The 7205-nt window shown below is 68.6% G+C and carries 13 protein-coding genes and 1 pseudogene; 10 read left to right on the forward strand and 4 right to left on the reverse strand.

What is annotated here, in order from left to right; translation table 11 throughout:
- From GRX66_RS14680 to rdgB, 10 genes and pseudogenes are all read left to right on the forward strand, one after another.
- Positions 1-412, forward strand: a pseudogene (locus tag GRX66_RS14680) (translation initiation factor IF-2 subunit gamma); the annotation flags it as partial.
- Positions 413-423: 11 nt separating this feature from the next.
- Positions 424-789 carry a twitching motility protein PilT gene (locus GRX66_RS14685; protein WP_159527228.1) on the forward strand — a complete coding sequence of 122 codons (366 nt, stop codon included), beginning with the start codon at positions 424-426 and terminating at the stop codon, positions 787-789.
- A complete protein-coding gene (locus GRX66_RS14690; protein ID WP_159527229.1) occupies positions 790-1359 on the forward strand; it encodes a DNA-directed RNA polymerase in 570 nt (189 codons plus the stop codon).
- Positions 1360-1557, forward strand: a complete 198-nt coding sequence (spt4, locus tag GRX66_RS14695) for a transcription elongation factor subunit Spt4 (RefSeq protein ID WP_159527230.1) — start codon at positions 1360-1362, stop codon at positions 1555-1557.
- Position 1558: 1 nt separating this feature from the next.
- Positions 1559-2116, forward strand: a complete 558-nt coding sequence (locus GRX66_RS14700) for a GTP-dependent dephospho-CoA kinase family protein (RefSeq protein ID WP_325064135.1) — start codon at positions 1559-1561, stop codon at positions 2114-2116.
- An 82-nt stretch (positions 2117-2198) separates the two neighbouring features.
- The gene (locus tag GRX66_RS14705) at positions 2199-2510 is read left to right on the forward strand and encodes a 30S ribosomal protein S24e (protein WP_159527231.1); all 312 of its coding nucleotides are present in this window, start codon (positions 2199-2201) and stop codon (positions 2508-2510) included.
- Positions 2510-2644, forward strand: coding sequence for a 30S ribosomal protein S27ae (locus GRX66_RS14710; protein ID WP_159527232.1), 135 nt, complete (start codon positions 2510-2512; stop codon positions 2642-2644). The genes GRX66_RS14705 and GRX66_RS14710 overlap by 1 nt, the downstream gene beginning before the upstream one ends.
- Positions 2645-2652: 8 nt before the next feature.
- The gene (locus GRX66_RS14715; RefSeq protein WP_159527233.1) at positions 2653-4320 is read left to right on the forward strand and encodes a bifunctional N(6)-L-threonylcarbamoyladenine synthase/serine/threonine protein kinase; all 1668 of its coding nucleotides are present in this window, start codon (positions 2653-2655) and stop codon (positions 4318-4320) included.
- 183 nt (positions 4321-4503) lie between these two features.
- Positions 4504-4779, forward strand: coding sequence for a DUF5808 domain-containing protein (locus GRX66_RS14720; protein WP_159527234.1), 276 nt, complete (start codon positions 4504-4506; stop codon positions 4777-4779).
- 59 nt (positions 4780-4838) lie between these two features.
- Entirely contained in the window at positions 4839-5387 is a 549-nt protein-coding gene (gene rdgB, locus GRX66_RS14725) for an RdgB/HAM1 family non-canonical purine NTP pyrophosphatase (RefSeq protein WP_159527235.1), read from the forward strand.
- 69 nt (positions 5388-5456) lie between these two features.
- On the opposite strand, the gene GRX66_RS14730 is transcribed toward rdgB, so the two are convergent.
- From GRX66_RS14730 to GRX66_RS14745, 4 genes are all read right to left on the reverse strand, one after another.
- The gene (locus GRX66_RS14730) at positions 5457-5927 is read right to left on the reverse strand and encodes a DUF7384 family protein (RefSeq protein ID WP_159527236.1); all 471 of its coding nucleotides are present in this window, start codon (positions 5925-5927) and stop codon (positions 5457-5459) included.
- Positions 5920-6060 carry a hypothetical protein gene (locus GRX66_RS14735; protein ID WP_159527237.1) on the reverse strand — a complete coding sequence of 47 codons (141 nt, stop codon included), beginning with the start codon at positions 6058-6060 and terminating at the stop codon, positions 5920-5922. The genes GRX66_RS14730 and GRX66_RS14735 overlap by 8 nt, the downstream gene beginning before the upstream one ends.
- Positions 6057-6824 (reverse strand): DUF6517 family protein, encoded by a 768-nt coding sequence (locus tag GRX66_RS14740; RefSeq protein ID WP_159527238.1) that lies wholly within the window; start codon positions 6822-6824, stop codon positions 6057-6059. The genes GRX66_RS14735 and GRX66_RS14740 overlap by 4 nt, the downstream gene beginning before the upstream one ends.
- Positions 6825-6897: 73 nt before the next feature.
- Positions 6898-7205 (reverse strand): dihydrodipicolinate synthase family protein (locus GRX66_RS14745; protein WP_233745545.1); only part of this gene is annotated, 308 nt, incomplete at its 5' end.

Raw genomic sequence — 7205 nt, forward strand, 5'->3', positions numbered from 1 at the left:
CGGCCCCCAACTCCCCGAGTTCGTCGAATGGATAGCCGCTGCGGCCATTGCATTGGCTGGCGTTGCTCTCACGGTCGGTGGGAGTGCTCTCACCTTCGTCGTCGACCGTGACCTGGTCGTGGACGGCACGCTCCCGCCGACCTGGAACTCCTTCACGATGGACGTGGACCTCCTGGAGCGCCTCGTCGGCGCCGAGGAGGGCGAGGAGATCGAGGAGATCAGCACCGGGGAACCGTTGATGCTCACCGTCGGCACCGCGACCACCGTCGGGTCGGTGACGAGTGCCCGCGACGGCGAGTGTGACGTGCAACTGAAGCGGCCAGTGTGTGCGCCCGACGGCTCGAAGATCGCCATCAATCGTCGGGTCGGCGCGCGCTGGCGGCTCATCGGCGTCGGAACGCTCACGGAGTGATGCGAGTCGCCATGGACGCCAACGCGCTGCTGCTGCCGGTCGAGTTCGGCGTTCGGGTCTTCGAGGAACTCGACCGCCTCGTCGGCGAGTACGAGGTCGTCGTTCCCGAGTCCGTTCGCGCGGAACTCGACAAACTCGCCGCGAGCGGCGGCGAGGAAGGGACGGCGGCGAGCGTGGCGGCGGACCTGGCGGACCGCGGTGAGACCGTGACAACCGAGGAATCGTACGCAGACGACGCGCTCTACGGGCTCGCCGCGAACGGCGACGTGGACGCAGTCGTCACGAACGACGGCCCCCTGAAGGAGCGCCTGCTCGACGCGGGCGTGCCGGTAATTCATTTAAGGGGTCGGAATCAACTGACTATCACTCAACCATAGATGTACAAGCGAGCTAGGCTGAAGGACACGATAGAGGTCCCTCCCGAGCACCTCGGGGACGTGAGTCCGGACCTTGTGAAGCGACTACTGCAGGACAAACTAGAGGGCCGCATGGACGAGGACATCGGCAGCGTCGTCACCGTCACTGAGGTCCACGACCTCGGCGACGGCGCCGTCCTGCCGAACCGTCCGGGCGTCTACTTCAAGGCGGAGTTCGACGCCGTCACGTTCGACCCCGAGATGCAGGAAGTCGTCGACGGCGAGATCGTCGAAGTCGTGAGCTTCGGCGCGTTCGTCGGCATCGGCCCGGTGGACGGCCTCCTGCACGTCTCCCAGATCAGCGACGAGTACCTCGCGTTCGACGAGGAGAACCAGCAACTGGCGTCCCGGGAGTCCAACAGCGTCATCGGCACCGGCGACTCGGTGCGCGCGCGCATCGTCACGAAGAGCATCGACGAGCGCAACCCCCGCGAGTCCAAGATCGGGTTGACGGCGAAACAGCCCGGCCTCGGGAAGCACGGCTGGCTGCGCGAGGAGCGCGAACGCGAACAGACCGAGGAGGTCGAATAGATGGCGTCGAACCGCCTGGCGTGCCACGACTGCCACCGCATCGTCGAACCGGACGAGGAGATGTGTCCGTACTGTTCGTCGACGAGTCTCACCGAGGACTGGGCGGGCTACGTCGTCATCACGCACCCCGAGGAGTCGGAGATCGCCGACAAGATGGAAGTCAACGAAGCGGGCGAGTACGCGCTGAAGGTCAGATAGCGTGACGCGAGCGGCCGCCACCCTGCCGCCGGACGCTCGCGGCGCGTTCAAGGACCCACTGGGTCCGGTCTACGAGGACGCGCAGCGACTGCTCGCGGACGCAGGGAGCCCGATTATCGCGGTGGGCGACGTGGTCACGTACCACCTCGTGACGGCAAACGCGCCGCCGAAGGTCGCTATCGTGGACGGGAAGACCGAACGCGAAGCGGTGACGCGGGAGGTCGCTGGCGGCCGCCCGGACGCCGACCGCACCGTCGAGGTGGCGAGCGACCCGGCCACGGTCTCCGTCGAACTCCTGGAGGCGCTCGTCGACGCCATCCACGCGGAGGGGTCGACGCTGCTGTCCGTGGACGGGGAGGAGGACCTCGCGACGCTGCCCGCGGTGCTCGCTGCACCGGTCGACGCGAGTGTCGTCTACGGCCAGCCCGGGGAGGGAATGGTCCTGGTGAACGTGACGACGCCGCGCAAGGAGCAGGCTCGCGACCTCTGCGAACTCCTGGAGACCACCGAGGAGTTCTGGGCGCTCGTGGAACGCGGCGGCGCAGCGAACTCGAAGTGAGGCGTCGCAGCGCGCTCGCGCGCGCTAACCAGGGCTTCGAAATGCTTTTACTGATTTCGCGTTCATACATAGACAACTGACCATGGAAATCGAGATTCTGTCGCAGGAAGACAACCCCCTGCTCCACCGGACCGAGGTCGAATTCGAGATCAATCACGACGACGCGACGCCGTCCCGGCTCTCCGTGCGGGACAGCCTCGCCGCGAAACTCGACAAGGACTCCGAGGAGGTCGTCGTGCACGAACTGGACACGAAGTTCGGGATGCGCCAGACCATCGGCCGCGCGAAGACCTACGACTCCCCGGAGGACGCCGCGGAAGTCGAACACGAGCACATGCTCGAGCGGAACAAGATCGGCGCCGACGACGAGGCGGAGGAGGCGGAGGCCGAATAATGCCCCGGAGCGATTACTACAACGACGACGGCACGACGGACAAGGAGATGTGCCCGCGCTGCGGCGACACCTTCCTCGCGGACCACGGCGACCGGCAGGTCTGCGGGAAGTGCGGCTTCACAGAGTGGGAGTAGCGCGGTAGATGCGGGTTCTCGGAATCGAGGGCACTGCGTGGTGCGCGAGCGCGGCGCTGTACGATTCTGAGACTGATTCTGTCGTCATCGAGTCCGACGCGTACGCTCCGGAGAGCGGCGGCATCCACCCGCGGGAGGCCGCCGAGCACATGCGGTCGGCGATTCCCGCGGTTATCGAGACGATTCTCGACGAGACCGAGGACGAAATCGACGTCGCCGGACAGCGTTCGGCGGGCCGGCAGGCTTCGCCTGTCGACGCCGTCGCGTTCTCCCGCGGTCCGGGCCTCGGGCCGTGTCTGCGCATCGTCGCGTCGGCGGCGCGCGCGCTCGCGCAGACCCTGGACGTGCCGCTGGTCGGCGTCAACCACATGGTCGCGCACCTCGAAATCGGGCGCCACCAGTCGGGGTTCGACGCGCCCGTCTGCCTGAACGCCAGCGGCGCGAACGCGCACGTCCTGGCGTACCGGAACGGCCGGTACCGCGTGCTCGGGGAGACGATGGACACCGGCGTGGGGAACGCCCTCGACAAGTTCACGCGCCACGTCGGCTGGAGCCACCCCGGCGGTCCGAAGGTCGAGGCGCACGCCAAAGACGGCGAGTACGTCGACCTGCCGTACGTCGTGAAGGGCATGGACTTCTCGTTCTCGGGCATCATGAGCGCCGCCAAGGACGAGTACGACGCCGGCACCCCCGTCGAGGACGTCTGCCGGGGCCTCGAGGAGACGATTTTCGCGATGCTCGGGGAGGTTTCGGAGCGCGCGCTGTCCCTGACCGGCCGCGACGAACTCGTGCTGGGCGGGGGCGTCGCGCAGAACGACCGCCTCCGGGAGATGCTCGCAGCGATGTGCGAGCAACGGGGCGCCGACTTCTACGCGCCCGAACCCCGGTTCCTCCGGGACAACGCGGGCATGATCGCGGTGCTCGGCGAGAAGATGGCTCGCGCCGGCGACACCCTCGAAATCGAGGACTCGGCCATCGACTCGAACTTCCGGCCGGACGACGTCCCGGTGACGTGGCGCGACCCGGAGCCGCCGGCGCGCCCCGACAGCGACGTCCTCCAGGGCGCGGAAGCCACGGTGCGCTTCGAGAACGACCACGTCCTGAAGGCGCGACTCCCGAAGGGGTACCGACACGGCGCGCTCGACGCCCGCCTGCGTCGCGACCGCACCGTACTCGAGGCACGGCTGACCAGCGACGCACGCCGACATGGCGTCCCGACGCCGCTCGTCTGGGACGTCGACGTCCCGGAGGCGACGCTCGTCCTCCAGCGCGTCGGAGACCACGACCTCCGGGACGCGCTCACCGAATCTCGCGTCCGCGACGTCGGCCGGCACCTCGCGACCATCCACGGGGCTGGCTTCGTGCACGGCGACCCCACCACGCGAAACGTTCGGGTGACGTCGGAGGCGTCACCGAACGAGCGCGCGGGAAGCGAAGCGGCCCGCGAGCTCAGCGGCGACGGTCGGACGTTCCTCATCGACTTCGGTCTCGGCTACCACACGGACGACGTCGAGGACTACGCGATGGACTGCCACGTCTTCGAGCAGAGCCTCGCGGGCACCGCCGACGACGCCGACCGCCTCGCGGCGGCGTTCGAGGACGCGTACGCGGCGGCGGGCGACGCGAGCGTCGTCGACCAGTTGCGCGCCATCGAGGGCCGCGGCCGCTACCAGTAGCGGGTCCGAGTCGGAGTCACGGTCAGGTCCGAGATGAAGCCACGTCTCCGTCCGGGTCGGAGTCACGGTTAAGCCCGAGTCGGGCCAGGTCTCCGTCCGAGTCGGAGACGCGTCCCGTTCCGGGGCCGTCCACTGACTCGCGTTCCCCAAACTGATATCAGCAGTGGCGACCAACAGACGCGTATGGTCGAGAAACCGTCCAGTGGCGAACTGTTCGGAGTCCCGTACAACTTCGAGCGGCCGAAGCTCAGCCGGATGCTGTCCTCGTACTGGCAGCCCGGCGAGGGGATGCTCGTGGAGAAGCCGTTCGGAATCGGGTACACCCTGAACCTCGCGAACTGGCGGTCGTGGATCGTGCTGGCGATCACCGGCGCGCTCCTGTGGCACCAGCAACAGGAGGAGGGCGTCGGGGACGAGGCCGAGGAGACCGAAGCCGTGGAAGTCGTCGTCGACGACTGACGCAACCGCTTCTCGCGTCGAACCGACGCTTCCAACTCGGTGCGCGTCCAGGTCCGGGTATGCGCACGCTCCGGTTCGTGACGACCAACCCCGGAAAGGTGGCCGAGGCCGAGGAGTACCTCGCGGACGTCTCCGACGTCGACCGATTCGACTACGACTACACAGAGATCCAGAGCGACGACCTCGCGGAGATCGCGGCCCGCGGCGCCGAGGACGCCTTCCAGTCCCAGGACAGCCAGGTCCCGGTCGTGGTGGACGACGCCGGCCTGTTCGTCCGCGCGCTCGACGGGTTCCCCGGCCCGTACTCGTCGTACGTCGAGGACACGCTCGGCGTCGAGCGCGTCTGGCAGCTCTGCGAGGGCCTTGAGAACCGCCGCGCCGCGTTCCGGTGCGTGGTCGCGTACGCGGACGGCGACACCACAGAGACGTTCGCCGGGAGCGTCCAGGGCACCATCGTCGCGCCGCGCGGCGAGGGCGGGTTCGGCTACGACCCCATCTTCGACCACGACGGCGAGACGTTCGCGGAGATGGACACCGCAGAGAAGAACGCGCTCAGCCACCGCGGCCGCGCGCTCGCGAAACTCGCGGACTGGCTCGCAGAACAGTAACGCGGCGGTTCGGTCTCGGTTCTGTCGGTCGTTGGCTCGGTCTCGGTTCCGTCGGTCGCCGGGTCGTTCTCAGTCCCGGGGGTCGCAGTCCGGCCCGGGGTAGTCGCCGCCGACCACCGTCGGGTAGAGTCGCTCCGGATCGAAGAGGCGCGCGAACGCGTCCGGGGACTTCACGCTGACGTCGACGCGTTCCTTGAGTTGCATGCCGGTGCGAGCGGACCGCAACTGCTCGTCGTACGAGAGGACGTGGGCGGCGTCTGCGGCCTGCGCCGCGGCCAGCGCCGGCTGGTCGCCCGCGGGATGCGTGACGACGGTCGCTTCGTTCTCGAGTTTCTCCCGCCAGTCGGCTGCCAGCGCCCGGTCGCCGAGAGACGCGACGACGGCTTCCGCGTCGTCGAGCAGCGGGTCGCTGGCGACGAGGTCCACCCAGGAGTGCGCGCGCACCACGTCGAGGGCCTCGCGGGCGTCCCCGTCGACGAACAGGTCCGTGGCGAGCACGTCGGCGTCCGCGGCGACGGTCGCGGGATCGACGTCACTCATCTGTGTCTCCACCCTGGCGCTGGTGGTCGGTCTCGTCGGCCGCGTCCCGGTGCGCGGCGAGTGTCTCGCGGACGGTCGCGGTGTCGACGTCGAACGCCGCGCCGCGCTCGAAGAGCGCTGCCCAGGTCGTCATCTCGTCGCCGCCATCAGTCCGCGGACCTCCGCCGCGTACTCGTCGGGCGTGAGGCCGAGGTCGATGTCGATGGTCACGGAGATGGCCTCCGAGAGCGTCTTCTCCGTGGTCTTCGCGAAGTTCTCGGCGGGATACGCGCCGCCCGCGACGACGACGTAGTCGCCCACGTTCCAGACCGCGAGGTCGCCCGCGACTTCGATGGCGCCGACGTCGATACCGAGCGTCTCGCCACCCGTGTCGTACTCCAGCGTCCCGACCGGGAACTCCGCGCTGTACGTAGTGAGACCGGGGCTGGCGCCGGAGTCCGTCTCGAAGGCCTCCTCGCCCGTCTCGGTGACGTTCTCCAGGCCGTTGTCCTCCATTTGCGCCTTGAACTGTTCTTTGGCCGCACTCTCGACTTCGCTGATGACCTCCTCGCGGCCGACGCTGCCCGGGAGGTTGTTGAGGTCCGGTGAGAAGTTGATGTGGGACGCCGAGTAGATGGCGAGGCGGCCGTCGATCTGGTCGAGGGTCTTCTCCGTGACTTCGGCGGCGAGTTCCTCGTCCTCGAAGGTCAGCGTCGTGGACTTCGCGGTGACGGTGACCGGTCCGTAGTCCTCGTCGAAGACGGTGTCTTCGCTGCGGTCGGTCTGCGTCCAGCCGCCTTCGTCGAGTTCGTCCTGTGGCACCTGCGGCGGTGCGACGGTACCCAGAGCGTTCATACAGCCAGCGAGCGCGCCGAGGCCGGCGACGCCAGCGACACCGAGGAATCTGCGACGGTCCATGCACCCACGTGGGGGACTGGTCGCTAAAGTGTCTTCGGGAGAGTGGAATCTGGTCCGTTCGCGGCGCTGCGCGTCAGGGCAGCGCGTCCTCGACGAGCGACGCCAGCTCCGTCGCCACGTCGTCGTCGACGGGTCGGTGGGGCGAGCGGACTGTGCCAGCGGGCATGTCGCGGGACCGCATCGCGGCCTTGAGGCCGGGCACCCCGTACTGCGCGGTGACGGCGTCGTTGAGTTCGAGGACGCGACGGTTCACGGCGCGCGCGGCCTCGTCCTTCCCCGCAGCGTGCAGGTCCCGGATGTCGCTCGCGCGCTCCGGACGACGTTCGCGAGCGCGAGGACGCCGCCGTCGGCGCCCGCGTCCAGCGCCGGCGCGAAGAGTCC

Source organism: Halobacterium bonnevillei, assembly GCF_009831555.1.
Lineage (GTDB): Archaea > Halobacteriota > Halobacteria > Halobacteriales > Halobacteriaceae > Halobacterium > Halobacterium bonnevillei.